The organism is [Lactobacillus] timonensis (assembly GCF_900240275.1).
In the GTDB taxonomy this organism is placed as follows: Bacteria; Bacillota; Bacilli; order Lactobacillales; family Lactobacillaceae; genus Limosilactobacillus; species Limosilactobacillus timonensis.
The window spans coordinates 1,397,157-1,419,210 of the sequence record NZ_LT964761.1; the positions used below are offsets into that span (position 1 = coordinate 1,397,157).

The following is a 22,054-nucleotide window of genomic DNA, read 5'->3' on the forward strand; positions in this document are numbered from 1 at the left end:
GCTGAGCGTCTACATAAAGCCTTCCCAGTTAGGGAGGGCTTTTCTTATACCCTGAAGATAGCATTCTAATTGTAGAATGTGGTAAGATATTGCTAATTGACAAAGCTCGTAATCAAATTTGCCGGTGACGCCGTTGCCGGGCAGTCAAAATCTAAATATCAAGTAAGGGAGTATTATGAGTAAAATTAAGATTATTCCATTTGGTGGTGTTCGGGAGAATGCCAAAAATATGTATGCAGTTGAAGTTAATGATCAGATTTTCATTCTTGATTGTGGACTGAAGTACCCTGAAAACGAATTAATGGGGATCGACGTGGTTATCCCTGACTGGGAATACCTGAAAAAGAATAGTGATAAAATTGTGGGAGTTTTCCTGACACACGGGCATGCTGACGCCATTGGTGCGCTTCCGTACTTCTTAATGGACTTCCGGGTTCCTGTCTTCGGGAGCGAAATGACGATCGCACTGGCTGAGCTGGCCGTTAAGAACAATAAGCAGGTGAAGAAGTTTAACGACTACCACGTTGTCGATGCCAACACGGAGATTGACTTTGATGACGTGACGGTTTCCTTCTTCCCGACAACTCACACCGTGCCGGACACGCTGGGAATTGTTTTGGAAACGGATGAGGGTAATATTGTCTACACCGGTGACTTTAAGTTCGACCAAACGGCTGTCGATGGTTACCGGACTGATCTTGCCCGGCTTGCCGCACTTGGTCAGCAAGGTGTGCTCGCATTACTTAGCGATTCCGCTGGCTCAGCTATTACCGGGGTCAGCACCCGCGAAAAAGATATTGGGGCCTATATTAGCCAAACGTTCCTTTACACGAGTGGTCGTATCGTCGTGGCCAGTGTTGCTTCTAATATCATGAGAATTCAGCAGATCCTTCGTGCAGCGGAACTGACTGAACGGAAGGTGGTGGTCTTTGGCAAAGACCTCGAACAGATCATTGAAACTGCTGTTAAGCAACATCAATTGCAGGTGCCAAAGGGATTGCGTATCAGTCTGAAGGAAGCTAACCAGCTTGACCCGAGTCAGGTGGTAATCCTGGTTACTGGTCGAATGGGAGAGCCGATTAAGACCCTCCAGCAAATCGCCAATGGTGATGAAAAACACCTGAAGTTTACTGATAATGACCTGGTCTTTGTTACTACGACCCCGTCATACGCGATGGAAACAGAAGTCCAAAAGACTAAGGATATGCTCTTCCGGACGGGAGCTGATGTAAAGTTTATTTCAGATGACTTAAACCCATCGGGCCATGCTAACCAAAATGATGAGCAACTGATGCTTAACTTCATGAAGCCAAAGTACTTCATCCCCGTACAAGGTGAATACCGCTTGCTTGCCAAGCACGCTGAACTGGCGGAAGAGGTTGGGATTCCAGCTGATCACATCTTTATCCCCGCCAAGGGTGATGTTTTAAGCTATGAACATGGCAAATTCCACCTGGGTGAGCACCTTGATGTGTCGAACACCATGATCGATGGAATTGGGGTAGGAGACATTGGTAATATTGTCCTCCGTGACCGGCGTGTCCTGTCCGAAGACGGGATCTTTGTGGTAGTAGCAACAATTGACCGTAAGAAAAAGAAGATTGTTGCTAAGCCGCAAATCACGTCCCGCGGATTCGTGTTCGTTAAAACCAATCACAAACTAATGGAACAAAGTGCTGAACTGGTTGAACGGGTCGTCCAAAGCAACCTGGATGAAAAGGAATTTGACTGGTCACACCTCAAACAGGACGTACGGGAAAAACTCAACCGCTTCCTGTTTGACCACACGAAACGCCACCCAGTGATCTTGCCGGTGATCATGGAAATTAATCAGCATGCAAAGCACAAGGGACGGAAAAAGACCGGTAAAAGCGTTAATAATAAACAGACTGAAAATGACACCAAGCAACACCACCGTAAGCACCAACACCGTGGTCGTGGTCGGGGCCGTAAGCATCAGTCAAATAAGAACAACGAGTAGCAAAACATAACTATCAAACGGTGGGTCGCTTAGCGGCGCACCGTTTTCTTACCTTGGGAGGGAACACGTTGAACGAAGAGCAAATCAGGCAATTGGATAAGGCACGGCAGCTTATCCGGCAGGACAAATATCACCAGGCGGTTCGTCAACTAACACCATTGAACGAGGAAACTGGTGATTATGAAGTGAACCGGTTGTTAGTCAAGGCGCTGCAGCATGATGGACAAGTTCAGCTGGCTATTAAAGTTGCCGAAGATCACGTCGACGATTATCTGGGAAGTAAGGACGGGGCACGGCAGCTCATTTTACTTGAAATAGCTGGTCAGCAGTTCATTACTGCTCGGCGGCAGGCGGCCTTTGTCCCTCAGTGGGGACAACAACTCACTGCTGAAATTACTCAGGCTGAAAAACAGGCAGAATCTGCAACGGCGGCGACGTTAAGAGCCCAGCTTAAAAGTTTTTACCACTTAGGCGACGGTTCTTTCGAAGAACAGCGTCAGCGGCTAATCGATGCTGAACAGTTGCCACTGAAAATGTACCTTACCGGTGCGCTTTTCTTACTGAGGGACCCATTTGCAAAACCTTTAATTAAATCAAGTATTTTAGAAACACTGCAACCGCTCCAGATTAACCAACAGGCAACGATGTTATGGATAGATCAGCGCGAGTATTCTTTTAACTTACGCGACTTACAACCGTTGACAAAGGTGGCAGAGGTAGCGACGATGCAGAAAATGCTCAACGATAAGTACGGTCAATCAGACCCGTCTACGTTAGCGGCGATGACCGATGAACTGCAGTTACAGATGATTTTTCTATACCCCTTTATTAGTAAAGCAGTAACTTCACCACGGGACTGGGTAACTGCATTGACTAGTTTTGGCACGCTGGTTACTCCTTCTGAGTCAGTTGGGAAAGCTCAGAAATGGCAGCAAAAAATTCAACGGTTAGTTGACCAAATGCGTTAATAAGGTTGTTTTAACGGAAATGAAACAATAAAGTTAGCACAAAAATATTTACAAAAAACGGTCCATCTGATACCATGATTAAGAATTCTTTGTTGGCGGAAAGTTTTACTTTTCTTTGCGCTGGCGAAGTAGTACAATTTCTTTAAAGGTGTGTCAGCTGGCGTAATGCGCTGTCTGGCATGTACTTGTAATTTTTCAGGAGGGTTTCATTAATGGCAGAAAAAGAACATTATGAACGTACTAAGCCCCATGTAAACATTGGGACTATTGGTCACGTTGACCACGGTAAGACTACTCTGACCGCAGCTATCACTAAGGTGCTGGCTGACAAGGGTCTGGCTAAGCAGGAAAAGTTTGAAGATATCGATGCTGCTCCAGAAGAAAAGGAACGTGGTATCACTATCAACACTGCTCACGTTGAATACGAAACTGAGAAGCGCCACTACGCACACATGGACGCTCCTGGCCACGCCGACTACGTTAAGAACATGATCACTGGTGCCGCTCAAATGGATGGTGCCATCCTGGTTGTTGCCGCTGACGACGGTCCTATGCCACAAACACGTGAACACATTCTGCTTGCTCGTCAGGTTGGTGTTGAATACATCGTTGTATTCCTGAACAAGTGCGACCTGGTTGACGATGACGAACTGGTTGACTTGGTTGAAATGGAAGTTCGTGACCTGCTGTCCGAATACGGGTTCCCTGGTGACGATGTTCCAGTTATCCGTGGTTCAGCTCTGAAGGCTCTTCAGGGTGACCCAGAACAAGAAAAAGTTGTTCTGCACCTGATGGACGTTGTTGACGACTACATCCCAACTCCAAAGCGTCCTACTGACAAGCCATTCATGATGCCTGTCGAAGACGTCTTCACTATCACTGGTCGTGGTACTGTTGCTTCTGGTCGTATCGACCGTGGTACTGTTAAGATCGGTGACGAAGTTGAAATCGTTGGTTTGACTGAAGATGTTCTGAAGTCAACCGTAACTGGTCTGGAAATGTTCCACAAGACTCTTGACCTTGGTGAAGCTGGGGACAACGTTGGTGTTCTGCTTCGTGGTATTAACCACGACCAAGTTGAACGTGGTCAAGTTTTGGCTGAACCAGGTTCAATCAAGACTCACAAGAAGTTCAAGGGTGAAGTTTATGTCATGACGAAGGAAGAAGGGGGCCGTCACACGCCATTCTTCTCCAACTACCGTCCACAATTCTACTTCCACACTACTGACGTTACTGGTACGATCGAATTGCCAGATGGTGTAGAAATGGTTATGCCTGGTGACAACGTTACCTTCACTGTTGAACTGCAAAAGCCAGTTGCCCTTGAAAAGGGTCTGAAGTTCACTATTCGTGAAGGTGGCCACACTGTTGGTGCTGGTGTCGTTTCTGACGTGCTGGACTAATAGCGTCACTCACTTAACTTACTTTCAAGTAAGGATAGAAGCTCGGGATTTCCCGAGCTTCTTTTTTTTGCACTTTTTTTGCGGTACACTAACTTTATTAATTAATTGAAGAGGTGTTAGGTGTGGACGAGCAAGTAAAGGGACTCACCAGCAAGCAAGCTGCAGCTCAGCTGAAGGTTGATGGTCCTAATGAAGTTCCTGAGCCCCCATTTAATTTTGGTAAGGAGTTCCTTGGGAAACTATGGAACCTTTCAGCGTGGATTTTGGAAGGGGCTTTATTACTAGAGTGCATCCTGGGAAAGTGGATCCAGTCGCTCTTTGTCTTGCTGATGTTGTTGTTTGCAGCATTCAACGGGGCACTGCAAAAGAAAAAGTCACGACGGGTGCTCAACAATATTTCTCATGAATTGACCCCAAACGTTTCAGTTAAGCGTGATGGAAAATGGCAAACAGTCAATTCTAAATATATTGTGGTTGGCGACGTTGTTAGCCTCAAGCGGGGCGACGTATTAGCGGCTGATGTCAAATTAATCAGCGGTCAATTAACTCTTGACGAAAGCTCGATTACTGGTGAATCCAAGGCAATTGCCAAAACGGAAGGGGCAACTGCATACTCCGGCACCACTGTTGAGCAAGGACACGCACTGGCACAAGTTAGTGCAACTGGGCGTAATTCGCGGTCCGGAAAAACGATTAACTTAATTAATAAGTCTGCTGCACCTGGGCACCTTCAACAGTTGCTGACGAGAATTATTTATTACTTGTGTTTATTGGACGCTGTGTTGACACTCATTGTGGTTATTGCGGCCTTCATTTACCACGATAACGTCATTGAGATGCTGCCGTTTTTAGCGATGATGTTTATCGCGTCCATTCCGGTGGCAATGCCCTCAACGTTTGCGCTTTCCAACTCGTTTGAGGCTACTCGCCTCAGCAAGGAAGGTATTTTGACGTCCGATTTGACTGGCATCCAAGACGCAGCTAACCTGAACCTTTTACTGTTAGACAAAACGGGGACCATTACTAAGAATGAGACGGCAGTTGCTTCCTGGAACGCTTTTGGTGAGCTAGACGAACAGGAAGTCTTAGCACTTATTGGGGCCGCCATTGATCGGCGAAATTCCGGGATCATTGACCGGGCAATTGAGCATTATCTAAAGCAACGACAGGTGAAGTCAGCAAAGGTGGACCAGTTTACGCCGTTTACTTCCGATACTGGTTACTCGATGGCAACGAGCGGGACGCATAATGTCAAGCTCGGGTCCTTTAAACAGTTGTCAAAGATTGACCAACAAGCAGTTGATGCTGCCAACCAGGTGGACTTTACTGCTGGCCGGTCGGTAGCAGTACTGATTGATGACCGACTTGCGGGAATTTTTATTCTCCAAGATATGGTGCGCGATGATTCTGCAGAGGCCTTGGCCGAGCTGAAACGGCGGGGAGTCCGTCCAGTTATGTTGACGGGGGATAACCAGCGAACCGCTGCAGCAGTAGCCAAACAGGGTGGCTTAGTTGGGCAGGTAATTTCTTACTCTTCGTTTGATGACCAAACACCTGTTGAATCACTGGCTGGGATTGCGGATGTTTTACCAGAAGATAAACTGCAAATGGTAAAATTTTTTCAGAAAAAGGGATATATCGTAGGAATGACCGGTGACGGTGTCAACGATGCCCCGGCGCTTAAGCAGGCGGAAGTCGGGATTGCCATGTCGAATGCAGCCGATGTTGCCAAGCGTAGTGGAAAGATGGTTTTGTTAGATGACGGGCTCACGCCGATCATCCATATTCTTGATGCTGGGCACCGGGTTTACCAACGGATGACCACCTGGTCGCTGACTAAACTATCGCGAACTGCTGAGTTAACAATGCTTCTAACGGCAGGATATCTTTGCTTTCACTACTTGCCAATGGCCTTGAACGCGATGGTTATTTACACCATTATGAACAACATGGTAACGATGATGATCGGGACTGACAACACTCACATTACCTACAAACCGGAAAGCTGGGACATGAAAAAACTGGCCAAAATTGCCTTTTCGCTGGCCTTTGGCTGGACGCTTGCCGGTTTTGCTTTCGTCGCTTACTTGACGTTGCACGGGTGGAGTCAGGGAACTGTCTCAACCATGGTTTACGTTTACCTGGTGCTCAGTGCAATGCTAATTGTTCTTATCACAAGGACCAAGAAGTACTTCTGGCAGTCCATGCCGTCGCAATTGGTCGGCCTTGTTCAGATAATTGACGTTGTCTTAACTTTTGTGCTGGCCTTGCTAGGTTTGGCAATGACGCAGATCAGCTTGGTTAACCTGGGACTGACGATTGTTGTTGCACTAATCGTCGCGGTAGTGATTGACCTCATTTACCAACCAGTCATGAAAAATAAGTAGGAATTTTATCTTAGCCGGGGCGGAATCGACCGTCCCGGCTGTTTGTTTTCGCCCAAATGGTTGAAATAAGGCTGCCAGTAATGTAGACTATTAAAGTATGTGGAAGTCTGTAAATCCCTTTGCAGGCGACCGTTAAAATGACTCATATTGGAGGAAACAACATGGCAAAATGGGAACGCGAAGGCGACAAGAGCCGCGGTAAATTAACGTTTGAAATTGATGTCGAAACTGCTCAAAAGGGTATCGACAAGGCCTTTGAAGAAACAAAGAAGAAGATTACGGTACCAGGATTCCGGAAGGGTCACGTACCGCGCCAAATCTTTAACCAGATGTATGGTGAAGAATCACTGTACCAGGATGCATTGAATGAAGTTCTTCCGGAAGCTTACCAAGCAGCTGTCAAGGAAGCCGGCATTAAGCCAGTTGACCAGCCACAGTTAAACATTGAAAGCCTTGAAAAGGGCAAGCCGTGGAAGCTTTCGGCTACTGTTAACATCGAACCTGACGTTAAGCTGGGTGACTACAAGGGTCTTGAAGTTACCAAGCACAGCACTGAGATTTCTGACGCAGAAGTTGACAGTGAACTGGAAGACAAGCGGCAGCAACAAGCTGAGCTGGTTCTGAAGGAAGACAAGCCAGCAGCCAAGGGTGACACCGTCGTTATTGACTACGTTGGTACCGTTGATGGTAAGAAGTTTGATGGCGGGTCAGCCGACAACTACTCCCTCGAATTGGGCTCCAACTCCTTCATTCCTGGCTTTGAAGACCAGTTGGTTGGACACAATGCTGACGACAAGGTTGACGTAAAGGTTACTTTCCCAGAAGACTACCATGCTAAGGAACTGGCTGGTAAGGATGCTAACTTTGCTGTTACCATTCACGAAATTAAGGAAAAGCAGTTGCCAGACCTTGATGATGACTTCGCTAAGGATGTTGACGAAGATGTTGACACCCTCGATGAATTAAAGGAAAAGACTAAGAAGCAACTGCAAAAGCAGCGTGATGATTCCGTTCGTTCACAAGTTGAACAAGAAGCGATCGACAAGGCAGTTGCTAACGCCGAAATTGGTGACATTCCGCAGTCAATGATGGATGATGACACCAATCGTCAGGTACAGCAATACTTGGCTGGGATGCAGCAACAAGGGATTAGCCCGAAGATGTACTTCCAGATTACTGGCAGCACCGAAGATGACCTGCGCAAGCAGTTTGCCGACGAAGCTGAGCACCGGGTTAAGACTAACTTGGTACTGGAAGCCATCGTTAAGGATGCTAAGCTGGCTGCTTCAGATGAAGACATTGAAAACGAAATCAAGGACCTGGCAGAACAATATCAGATGAAGGCTGATGAAGTGAAGAAGGTTCTGAGCCGCGACATGCTGACTCACGACATCGAAATCAAGAAGGCCGTTGACTTGGTTGCTGATTCTGCAAAGCAGGTTCTGGAACCAAAGCAGGCTGCTGACAACGATGATGACAAAAAGGAAGACAGTGACAAGTAATTAAGTTACTGTGTTTCGTAAAGCAGGGCTCTCGCTTGAGAGGCCCGCTTTTTTTATGGCGAAAGCAATTAATTTAAAATTGAGTGGCTTTCTGCTAAAATATGAACACAATTAACTACAGGAGGACGATTCAGATTGGATAATGACAATGGAAACGGGATGAATGGTGTTATTCGCTGTTCTTTCTGCGGCAAGTCAGAAGACGAAGTCGAAAAGATTGTCGCCGGCCCGGGCGTATACATTTGTAACGAGTGTGTCGACCTCTGTAAGCGGATCATTGACACGGAAATGGAACAGGAGTCACCAGCCGTTGCGGATATGAAGGTGCCAACTCCGCAGGAAATCGTTGACCAACTTGATGACTACGTCATTGGTCAGGAAGATGCCAAAAAGACTTTGGCAGTGGCGGTTTATAACCACTACAAGCGAGTAACAGCAATGGCCAAAAAAGAAAATAACGATACCGAGCTTCAGAAGAGCAATATTGCGATTATTGGGCCGACCGGTTCGGGGAAGACATATTTGGCACAGTCACTAGCACACATTCTTGATGTACCGTTCGCCATTGCCGACGCAACCACGCTAACCGAAGCAGGTTATGTCGGTGAAGACGTCGAAAATATTATCCTGAAGCTTTTGCAAGCGGCTGATTTTGATGTTAACCGGGCAGAACACGGGATTATTTACATCGATGAAATTGACAAGATTGCCAAGAAGAGTGAAAACGTCTCTATTACGCGGGACGTTTCTGGTGAAGGGGTTCAACAAGCCCTCCTCAAAATTCTGGAAGGGACAGTGGCTAACGTTCCACCGCAGGGCGGACGTAAACATCCACAACAGCAATTTATCCAGGTTGATACCACCAATATTCTCTTCATCGTTGGCGGGGCCTTTGACGGCATTGAAAGTATTGTCAAAGAGCGTCTGGGTGACAAGACAATCGGCTTCGGTACGGACTCGAAGGATGCTGTGAAGGTCACCGAGAAGAATATTCTGCAGCACGTTATTCCGGAAGACCTGCTCAAATTTGGGTTAATTCCTGAGTTCATCGGCCGACTGCCAGTTTTAACGGCTCTACAAAAGCTTGATGAGGATGACTTGATCCGTATCTTGACTGAGCCAAAAAACGCCCTGGTTAAGCAGTATCAGCAGTTAATTAAACTTGACGGGAGTGAATTGCACTTCACTGCTGGTGCACTCCGCGCGATGGCTCAACAGGCGATTGCGCGCAACACAGGTGCTCGGGGTCTGCGTTCCATCATTGAAGATGTCATGCGTGACGTGATGTTCGACTTGCCAAGTCGGCAAGACGTTGCGATGGTAGAAATCGATAAGCGCTGTGTTACTAACCACACCGAGCCGCGTTATATCCTGAAAGACGAAGTTTCATAGCAATAACGGGGCAGCTAGCGATAACTGCCCCGTTTTTTGGAGGAAATGATATGCAAGTAAACCATGTTGAATTAACTATTAGCGCAGTTGAAGCTGCCCAGTACCCCCAGGGTAATGATCCAGAAATTGCTCTGGTGGGACGCTCAAACGTTGGTAAGTCCTCACTGACCAATGTTTTAATTAACCGTCGCAACTTTGCTCATACTTCTAGCCAGCCCGGCAAGACGCAAACGTTGAATTTTTATCATGTTAACAACCGGCTGTTTTTCGTGGACGTTCCAGGGTACGGTTTTGCCAAGGTGTCTAAGAAGGAACGTGAACGCTTTGGACAGATGATTGAACAATACCTTACCAGCAGAGAACAGCTACGGGGAGTCATCATGCTGGTTGATGCTCGACACCAGCCGACAGAGGATGATGTTATGATGTACCAGTACCTTCACTATTATCAACTACCGACATTGGTAGTGGCGACGAAGATTGATAAGGTTAAGGCTAGCCAGCGGACAAAGATGAAGCGAGCAATTATCAAAAAACTCCAATTGCAGGATGGCGATAGTTTGCTGACCTTCTCCGCAGTTAAGCAGCAGGGTAGTGAGCAAGCCTGGCAATGGATTAGCAAACAAACTGGAATTCAATAGGATCAATAAAAGCCGACAGCGCTTCTTCCAGAAACACTGCCGGCTATTTTATCGTTGGTGTTGGTTCACCCGCTTAGGCTTCCTTGTCCTGCTCCTCTTTATCGTCTTGAGCAGGCTTTTTCGGCTTGGTTGCTGGTTCCTTGGCCAGTTTGGCAAATAAATCGTCGAGTTTTTTTGACTGGCGAGTTACTAGTCCCATCTTTGCCACCTCCGTTTTTTTCTTAATGCTAACATGGATTAAAAAGCGAGGCAATTATTCAATTTGATGAATAATTAAACAATATTAGGCCAAACTGTTGCATAATAAATCATGTAGGTTATAATAGTGCTATTAATTAAAGATTGCGGGAGGAACACAAATGCCAGCACAGACTATGATTGAAATCCAACAGTTAAAGAAAGCCTTTGGGGACAACGTTATTCTGGAAAATATCAGTGAGAAGGTTAACAAGGGACAGGTGATTTGCGTAATTGGACCATCTGGGGCTGGGAAGTCAACTTTTTTGCGTTGCCTCAACCTGTTGGAAAAACCCACGAGTGGGAAAATTTTGTTTGAAGGAACCGATCTGACAAAGCTGGGAGCAGCGGATGTTCAAAAGATGCGTGCCAAGATGGGAATGGTTTTCCAAAGCTTCAACCTCTTCCCTAACATGACGGTTATTGACAACGTCAAACTAGCACCAATGAAGGTCAAAAACATTTCAGAAGAAGAGGCACAGGCCGAGGCCAAGAAACTGCTGGAACAGGTTGGCATGGGGGACAAAGCTAATGCTTACCCGATGAGCCTGTCAGGTGGTCAGCAACAGCGGGTGGCAATTGCTCGGAGTCTGGCTATGAAACCAGAAGTAATGCTGTTTGACGAGCCAACCAGTGCGTTGGACCCCGAAATGGTGGGGGAAGTGCTGAAAGTAATGCAGCAGCTGGCTAACGACGGGATGACCATGGTGGTGGTAACGCACGAAATGGGATTTGCCAAAAGCGTTGCCGACCAGATCTGGTTCATGGCAGATGGCTATATTCAGGAAACGGGAACGCCTGAGGAATTTTTTGCCCACCAGCAAACCAAGCGGGCACAGGAGTTCATGAAAAAGATTTTAGAGGCTTAATGTTAACTAACAAGAAACACTTGTCTTTATTGCAGGACTGGTGTTTCTTTTTCTTTGCCCTGGCTGCTTGAAATGAGATAGAATATTATACTGAATTATTGTGGGAAGGAGGAGATCTAATGGTCAGTGAACACCTTGAGCGAAAGTTGGCTCTCCTGCCTGATCGGCCAGGCTGTTACATGATGAAAGACATTAACGGGAAGATTATCTACGTTGGCAAGGCAAAAAACTTAAAAAACCGGGTACGATCCTATTTTAAGAGTAGTCATACGGGTAAAGTGGCGGCAATGGTATCTCAGGTTCATGACTTTGACATCATTGTTACTGACTCGAACAAGGAATCATTCCTGCTAGAGATTACGCTTATCCAGGAACACCAACCGTATTACAATATAAAACTGCTGCATACCACGGGTTACCCGTACATCAAGATTACTAATGAACGAGACCCGCAGATAAAAATCACCGGCCAGGTAGAACATGATGGGGCCTATTATTTTGGCCCGTACCCAAACGTTACGGCTGCTGAAGGGACGGTTAGTTTTATCCAAAAGGTCTACCCTCTCCGCCGGTGTAATGGTTACCAGGGGCGACCATGTCTTTACTATCACCTTGGTCAGTGCCTTGGCGCTTGTTTTCAGGATGTGCCGAAAGAAACTTATGACCGGCAAATTGAACGAATTAAGTCGTTTTTGAATGGCAACACGGGGGAAGTTAAAAAACACCTGGTAGCGAAGATGAAGACGGCTTCTGCTCAAATGGAGTACGAGCGGGCAGCCGAGATTCGCGACCAGTTGCACTACATTGACGTGACAGTCGAAAAACAGAAAATCATAAGTAATGATAAGACGCCGCGTGACATTATCAACTTTTACCTGGACAAGGGATGGCTGTCTATCCAGGTCTTTTTTATCCGACAAGCACGGTTAATGAAGCGTGAAAAAAGACTCTTCCCGGTAGTCGACACTGCTGAAGAAGAAATGACCAGCTTTATCCTGCAGTTCTATCAGCGAAAAAACAACCTCCTCCCTAAGGAAATCCTTTTGCCTGCGGGGCTGCCTAACCAGGAAATCAGTGACATTTTGGGCGTGCCTGTCCGGACTCCACAACGTGGTGAAAAACGGCGGTTGATGAAATTAGCTGGAGAAAATGCTGAATTGGCGCTAAATGATAAGTTCCGGCTGATGGCGATAGATACGGAAAAGACTACCGGTGCAATGAAGGAGATCACTGATGCGCTTGGCTTGCCAGCTGGTCATAAGATTGAAGCATTTGACCATTCTCATATCCAGGGAGCCGACCCGGTTAGCGCGATGGTGGTGTTCGTTGACGGCAAGCCAGCCAAAAAGCTTTACCGGAAGTATAAGTTGAAAACAGTTATCAACCATGCAGATGAAGCTGCTAGCACCCGGGAAGTGATTCGCCGACGGTATTCACGGCTGCTCAAAGAGGGGCAGCCAATGCCAGACATGATTTTCATGGATGGTGGTGAAATTCAAATGGATGCGGTCAAGGACGTGCTGGTTAACGAATTAGACTTAGATATCCCGGTAGTGGGGATGGTCAAACATGACAAGCACAAGACGGCGGACTTGTTATATGGCAGTGGCGACCAACATGTTCACCTAAACCCACGCAGTCAGGGCTTTTACCTAGTCCAGCGAATTCAAGACGAAGTGCACCGTTTTGCCATTACCTTCCACCGGAAGACACATACCAAGCACTCACTAAGTTCAAGGTTGGATCAGATTCAAGGGGTTGGTTCAAAGACGCGTAATAAGCTCTTGAAGAACTTTGGGTCGATTAACGCGATTGCCGATGCACCAGTTGAACAAATCCACCAGCTTGGGATCCCCCAAAAGACTGCACAATTGATTAAAGTATCGCTGCAAAAACACGCGGAGGTTAACCGCGGAAGTAGTCACGATTGATTTTGACGGTTACCGAACAATCGAATATACTAGCAATATCAAGGAAAAGGAACGAGATAGATGAATACTTTTGTCGATCAAATTAAGATTGAGGCCCACGCCGGTCGGGGTGGCAACGGAATGGTTGCTTTCCGCCGCGAAAAATACGTCCCGAATGGGGGCCCCGCAGGCGGTGATGGTGGCCGTGGCGGTAGCATTATTTTAAAGGTTGATCCCGGTTTACGAACCCTGATGGATTTTCGTTATCACCGCATTTTTAAGGCAGCGAACGGAATGGCCGGTGGTAGTAAACAAAAGACGGGGGCATCAGCACAAGACACGGTTGTTGCGGTACCTGCCGGGACTACTGTTAAGGACCTTGATAGTGGTCAGGTCATTGGCGATCTGGTTGAAGATGGCCAGGAGTTAATTATTGCCCATGGTGGACGTGGTGGACGTGGTAATATCCACTTTGCAACGCCGAAAAACCCAGCGCCAGAAATTGCCGAGAATGGTGAACCTGGGGAAGACTCTTACCTGGAGTTAGAGCTGAAAATGCTTGCTGACGTGGGACTGGTTGGCTTCCCATCTGTTGGTAAATCCACACTCCTCTCGGTGGTCACTGGTGCTCGGCCTAAAGTGGCAGCTTACGAGTTTACTACCCTGGTTCCAAACTTGGGGATGGTAATGCTTGACGATGGCCGCGACTTTGCCATGGCTGATATGCCAGGGTTGATTAGTGGTGCAGCCAAGGGTGTTGGTCTAGGATTGAAGTTCCTCCGACATATCGAACGGACTCGTGTGCTCCTGCACCTGGTTGATATGAGCAGTGAAGATCCGGAGCAGGCCCTGTCCCGTTTCCACGTGATTAACCACGAGTTAGCTTCATACGATCCTGAATTGCTGAAGCGACCACAAATTGTTGTGGCAACGAAGATGGATATGCCGAATAGTGCTGATAACTTTGCACACTTTAAGGAACAACTGGCGGCTGATGAAACCTTGCCTGAGACACCCCAACTGATGGCCATTTCCGCCTTGACCCATCAGGGAACACGTGAGTTGATGCTGGCGGCAGCGGACTTGCTGGACAAGACGCCGTCATTTGATGCCAATAGTCATGACGAGCAGGAAGAAGAGACAGTAGAATACCGTCCACAACAGAAGCGTGCTGTGGACTTTAAGATTACCCGTGATAGTGCGGGAACCTGGTTGGTCAGCGGAGAGAAATTAGAACGCTTGTTGGCGATGACCGACTTAACCCACCAGGACAGCCAGTTGCGTTTTGCCCGCCAGCTGCGGCGAATGGGTGTTGATGCGGCACTTCGTAAGCGTGGGATCAAGGACGGAGAAACGGTTCAGATTGGCGACTTTGCCTTTGAATTTGTTCAATAGTAGAGAAGCAGAAAGGCTGACGATTAGATGGAACTTGAATTTTTGGGAACGGGTGCGGGCTCACCCAGTAAACTGCGGAACGTTAGCAGCACGGCCCTGAAGTTACTGGACGAACGAAATGCGGTTTGGCTGTTTGACGTTGGTGAAGCAACCCAGCATCAGATCTTAAAAACGACAATCCGTCCACGGAAAATTGAGAAAATTTTTATTACCCACCTCCATGGTGACCACATTTACGGCTTACCTGGACTTCTGTCTTCCCGCTCTTTTCAAGGGGGCAGTGGTCCGTTAACAATTTATGGCCCGGCAGGAATTAGGGAATTTGTTTTGACTGCTCTGCGAGTGAGCGGGACGCGACTTGCTTACTCATTGCACTTTGTTGAGCTCACCCGTGGCGGGATTATTTTCCAGGACAAGACTTTTACGGTAACGGCTGCTAAGCTGGACCATAACATCGCCTGTTTTGGGTACCGCATTGTCGAAGCTGATCACCAAGGAGAACTACTAGTTGACAAGCTGCGAGCTGATAATGTTCCTTCTGGTCCGATCTATGGTCAGCTAAAAGCTGGGAAAACGGTCACCCTTCCGGATGGGCGGACACTAGATGGTCATCACTATATAGGTCCCGCCCAACCAGGGCGAATTGTTGCTATCATGGGTGACACGCGGCCAACAGACAATACGGTTAAGCTGGCACACAATGCAGATGTGCTCGTTCACGAGGCAACATTTGATAAAAGCGAGTCACGCATGGCCAAAAAATACTATCATTCAACTTCGGAACAGGCTGCCAAAATTGCCAAAAAGGCGGGAGTTGGCAAATTATTGTTGACACATATTTCAGCGCGTTATGTTGGCAAGGCCGCTTATCAGCTCGCTTACCAGGTACGCGATGTTTTCCCGCGGACGTGGGTTGTCAATGACCTTGATGTGGTTAAGATCCCATTTGTGGGAGAGGAGCAGACAAAATGATGAGTCGAATGAAATCACTACGAAAGTTAAAAAATAAAGTTGTCTTGATTACTGGTGGTTCCCAGGGAATTGGGAAGGCTTTAGCACTGGAAGCTGCTCGCCGGGGAGCAATCGTGGTCGTTTGTGCTCGCAACTTGGACCTCTTACAGCAGGTGTCGCGACGCTGTCTCGTGTTGTCGGGCCGGCCGTCGTTTGCTTACCAACTAGACGTCACTGATCCTGACCAGACTGACCAGGTTCTGACCAAGATTAGACACGAGGTTGGCGACATTGACGTTTTGATCAACGCTGCTGGGTTGGGTGATATGACCGCGGCTGTCAAAGAATCGTTATCAATGATGAGCCGGATGGTGAACGTTAATCTCCTGGCCACCATGTATTTGAGTCGTTGTGTTGCCAAGCAGATGATGGATCAGGGCTACGGAGCAATCATTAATATTGGTTCCTTAGCCGGAAAAATTCCAACACCCCATGCGGCAGCTTATTCGGCAACGAAAGCGGGCGTTATTCAATTCAGTAATGTCCTGCGGATGGAAGTGGCCGATTATGGTGTGCAGGTCTTAACGGTTAACCCGGGGCCGGTTGACACTGCTTTCTTTGACAGAGCAGACCCTAGCGGTGATTACCTGTCACACCTGCCGGATAATATGATGATTTCAGCAGATAAGCTGGCATCGACGGTCTGGGATAATGTCGGTTACAAGACTCGGGAAATCAATGTTCCTGGCTACACCGGAACACTCAGCTGGATTTACCAGATTATCCCGGGACTTGGTGACTGGGCGATTAAACGGTTCTTTAATTTTCAACAGCATAAGGAACTGCTGTAATCTCCCGTTTATTACTGCTAATGAAAAACAAAGTGGCTGCAACAGGTTAGCTGGTGCAGCCGCGATTATTTTAAGAAAGAGTGTGAAAATCAATGGCCAAGTCACATTACCAGTGGCAGTATCCGGATGCAGTGGATCCTGCTTTGGTCAAGCAAATTCAACAGGCTGACGAATTACCCGCAGCGGTCGCAAATATCCTGGTCCAACGTGGTTGTCAGTCGGTAGAAGAAGCGGAGGCCTTCCTTCATCCCGACGATCTGACGACAATTGTTAAGCCAGACGCTCTTCATGACATGGACAAGGCAGTGACACGGATTGAACAAGCTGTAGAAACTGGCGAAAAGATTACGGTTTATGGGGACTACGATGCTGATGGCATCACGAGTACGTCGTTGATGTATGAAACGCTGTTGACGCTGGGAGCAAATGCTGACTACTACATTCCTGATCGTTTTCAGGATGGTTATGGACCTAACCCGACGGTTTATCAGCGTTTAATTGATGACGGAACAAAGTTGATCGTGACCGTTGACAACGGGGTGGCAGGTTTGGAGGCGTTAACGCTGGCTCATGAACGGGGAGTAGACGTGGTAGTCACAGACCACCACCAGTTTGCTGACCAGTTGCCACCGGCAGCCGCAATCGTTCACCCGCAGTATCCGGGGGTTGACTATCCCGGTGGCGACCTATCTGGGGTTGGTGTTGCCTTTAAAGTGGCCTGGGCACTACTGGAAGAATTTCCAGAGGAACTATTAGACTTGGTCGCGATCGGCGAAATTGCTGACGTGGTTTCAGTGGCTGGTGAGAATAGGACACTTATTAGTCTGGGATTACAAAAAATGCAACAAAAACAGCGGTTGGGACTGCATGCCCTGGCCCAGCTATCCGGGGTTGACGAAGATAACGTCACGACTGAAGACATCGGGTTCCAGATCGCGCCGCGTTTGAATGCCCTTGGTCGTGTTGCTAACGCTAATGATGGTGTCCGGCTGCTAACGACTCTTAACCCGGCCGAGGCTCAATCATTGGCGGAAAAGGTTGACCATGATAACCAGCAACGGCGGCAGTTAGTTGATCAAATTACTACCCAGGCAACGCAACAGGCACAGTCAGAGGCTAATTGTCAACGACAAACCCTGCTCATCTGTGGTCATGGCTGGCACCAGGGCGTGTTAGGGATCGTGGCTTCACGGCTCGTAGAAGCGACTGGTAAACCAACCATTGTTGCTAGCACGGACGGCGGACAGCTTTACAAGGGGTCCGGTCGTAGCTCGGCGGGATTCAACCTCTTCCAGGCATTGGATGGTCATCGTGACCTAATGACTGCCTTTGGAGGACACAGTCAAGCCTGTGGGTTGTCTTTTCAACAGGACGCAGGGGACAAGCTGCAAAGTGCGTTGGAAGAGGCGGCCGCTAACCAGCACTTGGCAGACAAGGGGCCGGCAAAATTAATGATTAGCGGCCAGCTATCGCCAGAAGAAATTAATCTTCTCCTGGCTAAGCAGATTCGCCGCTTAGATCCCTTTGGCCCTGGTAACGAAACACCAGTCTTTGAAATTAAGCAGCCGCAGATTACTAGTGTGTCGACCATGGGCAAGGAGGGTAACCATCTCCGGGTTAATATTGCTGGAAATAGTGGCCGTCAGACCATTGTGGCCTTTAACCAGGGACAACTCGCACCGGTGTTAACAGCGGCCCCCGCAGGGAGTGTCAATTTTGCTGTTACCCTTAACATTAACCAGTGGAAAGGCAAGCAGAGTGTTCAACTCATGCTGAAAGACCTTCAATTTACGGCGGCAGAGGTAGTTGATTCACGAACTAGTTACCTGACGCCAGCGATGTTTAGTGAAGAGAGCAATTACATAATCTATGGTGAACAGCTACGCGAAAATGTTGCGGGAAACGCCAACGGAAAAGTCCTGAGTCCCGAGGAGGCCCGCCAAACAGACTTTGCTGGTCAAAACGTGACGATTGTCGACTGCCCACCGAGCTTAGGCGAATTGGCAGCTGACATGATGAGCTCGCAGCAACCAGCTAAGCTACGACTGCTGTTGTGGCCACAGCAGAGCCATGGAAGAGCAGAAGTGCCTGACCGCCAGCATTTTGCGGCTCTTTACCGCTTGTTAAAGAACCACCGTCAAATCACCTGGCCTGCAGGTATCAAACAGCTCGCGGTTGAGTTAACGATTGCCCCAGCAACTTTAAAATTTATGATTCAGGTGTTTTATGACGGGGGATTTGTTACAATAAAAGATGGTTTGCTGAGTTTCAACCCGTCACCTGATAAGGTCGCGCTCAGTTCGCTGCCAACTTATCAACGTCGGTTGGCCCGTCTTCAGGCGGAAAAACTGTTACTGAAGAGCGACCAGCGACGGTTGACTAACTGGGTTTATGAACAGTTGACAAACACATGGATTAAAGGAGTTTAGAACGAATGACCGTTGATTATTACAAGATTGTCGATAGTATTCCGGACTTTCCGGAGAAAGGAATTATTTACCGCGACATTATGCCGTTGATGGCTAATGGCGAGGCTTTTCACCAGGCAATTGGCGAGATTGTTAACTACGCAAAAGATAAGCAGGTTGACATGGTCGTTGGTCCTGAAGCTCGTGGATTTATCGTTGGCTGTCCAATTGCCTATGAACTAGGCGCTGGTTTTGCTGCCGCCCGTAAAAAAGGGAAACTACCACGTGAAGCAGTTAGTGCTTCGTATAATTTAGAATACGGGACAGCAACACTGCAGATGGAAAAGGATGCAATCAAACCAGGACAGCGGGTCCTGGTTGTTGACGACTTGCTAGCCACGGGCGGGACGATCGGGGCGACGATCGACCTCGTTCACCAGTTGGGTGGTGAAGTTGTCGGTTGTGCCTTCATCATTGAGTTAAAAGACCTGCATGGTCGTGATAAGCTGACCGGCTACGATGTCAAAACACTGATGCAATACTAAAAAATCCCCGTCATACTTGGCTTGACCAAGTACGATGGGGATTGTCTTATTAATGGTTATTTTTCAGCTAAAAGGTCTTGCCAGTGTAAGGTCTTTTTGGCAGTTTATCAAAGTCATACGTTGCCAGTTCTTCGACGTCTTTAGTGTAGAAGCATAGTGCCTGGCCAATCATTAGGTTGAGTGGTTCGTCAAGTTCCTGCAGACAAACAACCGGGGTATGTGATGAGAAGGCATAACCAACTTCAAAAGCGGTCCCGGAGTCCATATTCTGGTGCACAAAGTCGGTAACGGCGCAGACCACGTCGGCTTTGTCAATTTCTTCGGTATCCAGCTTAAAGACGCGTTTTGCCCACTCTGGTGTAAATTGTTGTCCATTATCGTCGGTAGTATTTGTTTCCATTGGGGAGAAGAAACTATCGACAGATGGATTGGCTTTTAATGCTGCTTCAACGCGGTGAATACGGTCAATTTGCTGGTCGCTAAAGAAAGGTCCAGCAAGGTAAATACGTGCCATGATTCATTCCTCCTTGATGTCATTATCTTACACGATCACGAACATTATCGCAATAAAATTAAATAAGATTCGTCTTAACTGTTATTGACGCCATGGAGTAATGCCGCAACCCCCATGCCGCCGCCAACACAAAGGGAGGCAACTCCGTACTTGCTATGACGCCGACTCATTTCATAAGCTAGTGTAACAGCGATGCGCGCACCGGATGCTGCTAGGGGATGGCCAAGGGCAACTGCGCCACCGTTCGGATTGACCCGCGAACTTGGCAACCCTAACTCACGGATAACCGCCAGTGACTGGGCGGCAAAAGCTTCGTTAATTTCAAAAAGGTCCACCTGGTCAAGAGGTACTCGGCTCTTGGCTAATAGTTGACGGATGGCAGGGATGGGGCCTAAGCCCATCACAGCAGGATCAAGGCCGACCAGCGAACCTTCATCCCAGCGGGCTAGGGGAACAATTCCTAGTTGGTCGACTAGTTGTTGACTGGCTAAAACGAGTGCTGCTGCGCCGTCGTTGATTCCCGAAGAATTGCCGGCAGTGACCACCCCATTTTGAGTAAATGCCGGCTTAAGATGGGCTAGTTTGTCCAGTGAGGAATCAGGGCGGGGCCCTTCATCGAGAGTAATGGTCTTAGTTTGACCGTGTTTCATTGGCACGGTTACCGGAACAATTTCATCATCAAAGCGACCGGCTCGTTGTGCCGCCACCGCTTTTTTCTGACTGCTCTGGGCGAACTGGTCGAGTTCTTGTCTGGTCAGTTGGTATCGCTTGGCAACGTTTTCGGCTGTTTGCCCCATATGGTAATGATGAAAGGCGTCGATTAGCCCATCATTTTGCAGTGCATCCACGAGTTTGCCGTTACCCAAACGGTACCCACGACGAGCATTTCGCAACAGGTAGGGGGCGTTACTCATGCTCTCCATGCCGCCAGCGAGAGCAACGGACATTTCACCAGCACGAATAAGCTGTGCAGCCAAGTTAATGCTGTGCAGTCCGGAGGCACAAACATCATTTATGGTGGTTGCCGGAACGGACTGGCTGAGTCCGGAGTTGATCGCGACTTGTCGCGCTGGGTTTTGCCCATTGCCGGCCTGAATTGCGTTGCCAAAGTAGACTTGATCAATGAGCTCGGGCTTGATTCCTGAACGCATAATCGCGGCCTTGGAGGCGATGGTTCCCAGTTGGACAGCAGAGAGGCCGGCGAGGGTGCCGTTCATTTTACCAATAGGGGTTCTTGCCGCACCGATAATGTAGACGGCAGCTGATGATACACTCATAATTCATTTCCCTTCACTGATTTATTAAAAAATGACTATTCCTATTGTATCCAAGCCGGAAATGAAGCACAATAATTAAAGTAGTTTACACAGGAAAGAGAAGGGGAACGTTATGATTTTTCTTGCATTATTTGGTGGCCTCATGCTCATTTTAAGCGGGTTTTACCTAGCTAATTCGTGGATGGAATATCACGAATGGAAGTGGGCGACCCTGCTAGTCATCGTTAGCTTGGCGATGACGGTGGTCGGGGTGGTTAAGCTGCCGTACTGGCACCATTCTAGCAACAATGCTGCTTCCAGTAGCCAGTCTACTTCGGCTAAACAGCGTGCAGCTGCTAATTCTGGAAGCTTGCAGCAGTTTGCTAACCAAATGTCAATTGCTGGTGGTAACACTGCTAGTCAGGACCAAAAGGAATCGGCAGTTTTACGTCAATTGCAGAAGGCTTACAGTAAGCTTGGCACGGTATCGTTTGATTCTTCTGACAAGACCTTTAAGGTGACACCAACAAACGACGAGATGAAACAAGCACTGAGCCAGCTGGCACAAAGTCCGGACCAAGCCGACCAGATGGGCTGGCCAAAGTTTACTAAGTCCATCCAGCAAACGTCATCACAATTGGTTAATGTCCTGGGCAACGGGTACTCCATTACCCTCGTTAACCCAAGTGATGAGGCGAAGGCCCTTTATACCGCGAAGGATGGTAAAACCACCTTTGACATCGCTAATCAGTAGTGTTCTCGCAGCAAGGGGTTTTGTGACAATCATTTGGCAGATGGGCCTTTACCTTCAGTAAAGTTGTTGGTATAATATGGATTGTTCAAT

18 protein-coding genes are annotated in these 22,054 nt (G+C 47.9%); 15 read left to right on the top strand and 3 right to left on the bottom strand.

Annotated features, from left to right (window positions below; genetic code table 11):
• Positions 1–175: 175 nt before the first annotated feature.
• The 7 genes from C1710_RS06800 to yihA all read left to right on the top strand — a co-directional run bounded on the left by C1710_RS06800 (position 176) and on the right by yihA (position 10,274).
• On the top strand, positions 176–1,981 hold the full coding sequence (locus C1710_RS06800; protein WP_102281307.1) for a ribonuclease J: 1,806 nt from the start codon (positions 176–178) through the stop codon (positions 1,979–1,981).
• A 68-nt stretch (positions 1,982–2,049) separates the two neighbouring features.
• Positions 2,050–2,949 (top strand): hypothetical protein, encoded by a 900-nt coding sequence (locus C1710_RS06805; RefSeq protein WP_102281308.1) that lies wholly within the window; start codon positions 2,050–2,052, stop codon positions 2,947–2,949.
• A 212-nt stretch (positions 2,950–3,161) separates the two neighbouring features.
• Positions 3,162–4,352: an elongation factor Tu gene (gene tuf, locus C1710_RS06810; protein WP_102281310.1), complete on the top strand. Its 1,191-nt coding sequence runs from the start codon at positions 3,162–3,164 to the stop codon at positions 4,350–4,352.
• 122 nt (positions 4,353–4,474) lie between these two features.
• Positions 4,475–6,739 (top strand): HAD-IC family P-type ATPase, encoded by a 2,265-nt coding sequence (locus tag C1710_RS06815; RefSeq protein WP_102281311.1) that lies wholly within the window; start codon positions 4,475–4,477, stop codon positions 6,737–6,739.
• Positions 6,740–6,900: 161 nt separating this feature from the next.
• Positions 6,901–8,241: a trigger factor gene (gene tig / locus C1710_RS06820; RefSeq protein ID WP_102281312.1), complete on the top strand. Its 1,341-nt coding sequence runs from the start codon at positions 6,901–6,903 to the stop codon at positions 8,239–8,241.
• Positions 8,242–8,400: 159 nt separating this feature from the next.
• Positions 8,401–9,633, top strand: coding sequence for an ATP-dependent Clp protease ATP-binding subunit ClpX (clpX, locus tag C1710_RS06825; protein ID WP_102281807.1), 1,233 nt, complete (start codon positions 8,401–8,403; stop codon positions 9,631–9,633).
• Between the two features lie 50 nt (positions 9,634–9,683).
• Positions 9,684–10,274 (top strand): ribosome biogenesis GTP-binding protein YihA/YsxC, encoded by a 591-nt coding sequence (yihA, locus tag C1710_RS06830; RefSeq protein ID WP_102281313.1) that lies wholly within the window; start codon positions 9,684–9,686, stop codon positions 10,272–10,274.
• Between the two features lie 73 nt (positions 10,275–10,347).
• Here yihA and C1710_RS08460 read toward each other — a convergent pair whose 3' ends face one another.
• Positions 10,348–10,473: a hypothetical protein gene (locus C1710_RS08460; RefSeq protein ID WP_268874832.1), complete on the bottom strand. Its 126-nt coding sequence runs from the start codon at positions 10,471–10,473 to the stop codon at positions 10,348–10,350.
• A gap of 160 nt (positions 10,474–10,633) precedes the next feature.
• Here C1710_RS08460 and C1710_RS06835 point away from each other — a divergent pair, with 160 nt between their 5' ends.
• The 7 genes from C1710_RS06835 (at position 10,634) to C1710_RS06865 (ending at position 19,440) form a co-directional block, all read left to right on the top strand.
• Positions 10,634–11,380 carry an amino acid ABC transporter ATP-binding protein gene (locus tag C1710_RS06835; protein ID WP_102281315.1) on the top strand — a complete coding sequence of 249 codons (747 nt, stop codon included), beginning with the start codon at positions 10,634–10,636 and terminating at the stop codon, positions 11,378–11,380.
• 119 nt (positions 11,381–11,499) lie between these two features.
• Positions 11,500–13,311: an excinuclease ABC subunit UvrC gene (gene uvrC / locus C1710_RS06840; RefSeq protein ID WP_102281316.1), complete on the top strand. Its 1,812-nt coding sequence runs from the start codon at positions 11,500–11,502 to the stop codon at positions 13,309–13,311.
• Positions 13,312–13,371: 60 nt separating this feature from the next.
• Positions 13,372–14,685, top strand: coding sequence for a GTPase ObgE (obgE, locus tag C1710_RS06845; protein ID WP_102281318.1), 1,314 nt, complete (start codon positions 13,372–13,374; stop codon positions 14,683–14,685).
• A 27-nt stretch (positions 14,686–14,712) separates the two neighbouring features.
• Positions 14,713–15,657, top strand: coding sequence for a ribonuclease Z (gene rnz, locus C1710_RS06850; RefSeq protein ID WP_102281319.1), 945 nt, complete (start codon positions 14,713–14,715; stop codon positions 15,655–15,657).
• Entirely contained in the window at positions 15,654–16,487 is an 834-nt protein-coding gene (locus tag C1710_RS06855; protein ID WP_102281320.1) for an SDR family NAD(P)-dependent oxidoreductase, read from the top strand. The genes rnz and C1710_RS06855 overlap by 4 nt, the downstream gene beginning before the upstream one ends.
• Positions 16,488–16,579: 92 nt before the next feature.
• On the top strand, positions 16,580–18,916 hold the full coding sequence (gene recJ / locus C1710_RS06860) for a single-stranded-DNA-specific exonuclease RecJ (protein WP_180961327.1): 2,337 nt from the start codon (positions 16,580–16,582) through the stop codon (positions 18,914–18,916).
• 5 nt (positions 18,917–18,921) lie between these two features.
• Positions 18,922–19,440, top strand: coding sequence for an adenine phosphoribosyltransferase (locus C1710_RS06865; RefSeq protein WP_102281322.1), 519 nt, complete (start codon positions 18,922–18,924; stop codon positions 19,438–19,440).
• Between the two features lie 67 nt (positions 19,441–19,507).
• On the opposite strand, the gene C1710_RS06870 is transcribed toward C1710_RS06865, so the two are convergent.
• Together C1710_RS06870 and C1710_RS06875 are read right to left on the bottom strand one after the other, a co-directional pair.
• A complete protein-coding gene (locus C1710_RS06870; protein ID WP_102281323.1) occupies positions 19,508–19,954 on the bottom strand; it encodes a nucleoside 2-deoxyribosyltransferase in 447 nt (148 codons plus the stop codon).
• Positions 19,955–20,028: 74 nt separating this feature from the next.
• On the bottom strand, positions 20,029–21,231 hold the full coding sequence (locus C1710_RS06875; protein WP_102281325.1) for an acetyl-CoA C-acetyltransferase: 1,203 nt from the start codon (positions 21,229–21,231) through the stop codon (positions 20,029–20,031).
• A 112-nt stretch (positions 21,232–21,343) separates the two neighbouring features.
• Between C1710_RS06875 and C1710_RS06880 the strand changes: the two genes are divergently transcribed.
• Positions 21,344–21,964 carry a hypothetical protein gene (locus tag C1710_RS06880; RefSeq protein ID WP_102281326.1) on the top strand — a complete coding sequence of 207 codons (621 nt, stop codon included), beginning with the start codon at positions 21,344–21,346 and terminating at the stop codon, positions 21,962–21,964.
• Positions 21,965–22,054: the final 90 nt, after the last annotated feature.

Excerpts from the sequence above, each read along its gene's own strand:
- C1710_RS06800 (WP_102281307.1), top strand. The coding sequence starts at position 176 with ATGAGTAAAATTAAGATTATTCCATTTGGTGGTGTTCGGGAGAATGCC.
- tuf (WP_102281310.1), top strand. The coding sequence starts at position 3,162 with ATGGCAGAAAAAGAACATTATGAACGTACTAAGCCCCATGTAAACATT.
- tig (WP_102281312.1), top strand. The coding sequence starts at position 6,901 with ATGGCAAAATGGGAACGCGAAGGCGACAAGAGCCGCGGTAAATTAACG.
- clpX (WP_102281807.1), top strand. The coding sequence starts at position 8,401 with ATGAATGGTGTTATTCGCTGTTCTTTCTGCGGCAAGTCAGAAGACGAA.
- yihA (WP_102281313.1), top strand. The coding sequence starts at position 9,684 with ATGCAAGTAAACCATGTTGAATTAACTATTAGCGCAGTTGAAGCTGCC.
- C1710_RS08460 (WP_268874832.1), bottom strand. The coding sequence starts at position 10,473 with ATGGGACTAGTAACTCGCCAGTCAAAAAAACTCGACGATTTATTTGCC.
- C1710_RS06835 (WP_102281315.1), top strand. The coding sequence starts at position 10,634 with ATGCCAGCACAGACTATGATTGAAATCCAACAGTTAAAGAAAGCCTTT.
- uvrC (WP_102281316.1), top strand. The coding sequence starts at position 11,500 with ATGGTCAGTGAACACCTTGAGCGAAAGTTGGCTCTCCTGCCTGATCGG.
- obgE (WP_102281318.1), top strand. The coding sequence starts at position 13,372 with ATGAATACTTTTGTCGATCAAATTAAGATTGAGGCCCACGCCGGTCGG.
- rnz (WP_102281319.1), top strand. The coding sequence starts at position 14,713 with ATGGAACTTGAATTTTTGGGAACGGGTGCGGGCTCACCCAGTAAACTG.
- C1710_RS06855 (WP_102281320.1), top strand. The coding sequence starts at position 15,654 with ATGATGAGTCGAATGAAATCACTACGAAAGTTAAAAAATAAAGTTGTC.
- recJ (WP_180961327.1), top strand. The coding sequence starts at position 16,580 with ATGGCCAAGTCACATTACCAGTGGCAGTATCCGGATGCAGTGGATCCT.
- C1710_RS06865 (WP_102281322.1), top strand. The coding sequence starts at position 18,922 with ATGACCGTTGATTATTACAAGATTGTCGATAGTATTCCGGACTTTCCG.
- C1710_RS06870 (WP_102281323.1), bottom strand. The coding sequence starts at position 19,954 with ATGGCACGTATTTACCTTGCTGGACCTTTCTTTAGCGACCAGCAAATT.
- C1710_RS06875 (WP_102281325.1), bottom strand. The coding sequence starts at position 21,231 with ATGAGTGTATCATCAGCTGCCGTCTACATTATCGGTGCGGCAAGAACC.
- C1710_RS06880 (WP_102281326.1), top strand. The coding sequence starts at position 21,344 with ATGATTTTTCTTGCATTATTTGGTGGCCTCATGCTCATTTTAAGCGGG.